The 1,145-nt window shown below is 65.2% G+C and carries 1 pseudogene; it reads left to right on the top strand.

Annotated elements, in window-relative coordinates:
- Nucleotides 1-188 precede the first annotated feature (188 nt).
- Nucleotides 189-1,126: pseudogene (locus JCM19049_RS14930) on the top strand (cytochrome b/b6 domain-containing protein).
- The last annotated feature ends 19 nt before the right edge of the window (nucleotides 1,127-1,145 follow it).

The raw sequence follows: 1,145 nt of genomic DNA, 5'->3' as shown, positions 1-1,145 counted from the left end.
GCCGAGGCCGTGGGAATCGCCCGCGCCACCGCGCAGCGGTATCTGGCCGCGCTGGTCGCCAGCGAGGCCCTGCAGCTGCAGCTGAGCTACGGAAACCGGGGCCGACCTGAACACCGATACCTGACTTCACCTCGGTAGGAACGCTACGATAAGTGCAATCACCACTTCGTGTCGAAGGAAAAACACATATGTCTACGATCGGCAAGAAACCGTCACGCACCGGGAAGGCCACACCACCCCCGTGGCTGCGCCCGGTTCTCACGGTGGCAGCGGCATTGATCGTCGCCGCCCTCGTGGTGCTGCTGGCGCGCTGGCTGCGCACCCTGGAACCGGTGCAGGATTTCCTAACCCGCTACCCGGGGCATTCCACGCTGCCGCAGAACGCGCCGGTCGGCTTCCCGGCCTGGATGGGCTGGCAGCACTTCCTGAACATGTTCCTGATCGTGCTGATCATCCGGTCCGGCTGGCAGGTGCGCAGCACCGGGCGCCGCGCACCTTCTGGACGCGGAACAACAAGGGGCTGGTCAAGACGAAGGGCACGCCGAAGAAGATCAGCCTGGAACTGTGGTTCCACCTGAGCCTGGACGCTGTGGGTGCTCAACGGCTGGTGTTCTACATCCTGCTGTTCGTCACCGGCCAATGGATGCGCATCGTGCCGACCCACTGGGACGTGTTCCCCAACGCCCTGTCCTCCGCCCTGCAGTACGCCTCCTTCGACTGGCCCCTGGAGAACAGCTGGACGAACTACAACGCCCTGCAGATGATCACCTACTTCCTGGTGGTGTTCGTCGCCGCCCCGCTGGCCATCATCACCGGGCTGCGGATGTCCAACGCGTGGCCGAAGCAGGCCAGGATCAACAAGGCGTACCCGATCGAGCTGGCCCGGGCGATCCACCTGCCCACCATGCTGTTCTTCGTCATGTTCATCATCGTTCACGTGGTGCTGGTCTTCTCCACCGGGGCGCTGCGCAACCTGAACCACATGTACGCGGCACGTGATGACACCGGCTGGCTGGGCCTGTGGGTCTTCATCGGCTCGGTGGTCGTGGTCGTCGCCGGCTGGCTGCTGGCCCGCCCGATCTTCCTGCGCCCGATCGCCGGGCTCACCGGCAAGCTCAGCCGCTAACGCGCCGGCACCCTGACGC

It is taken from the genome of Arthrobacter sp. JCM 19049, assembly GCF_001310435.1.
This window is presented reverse-complemented; position numbering and strand designations above follow the sequence as displayed.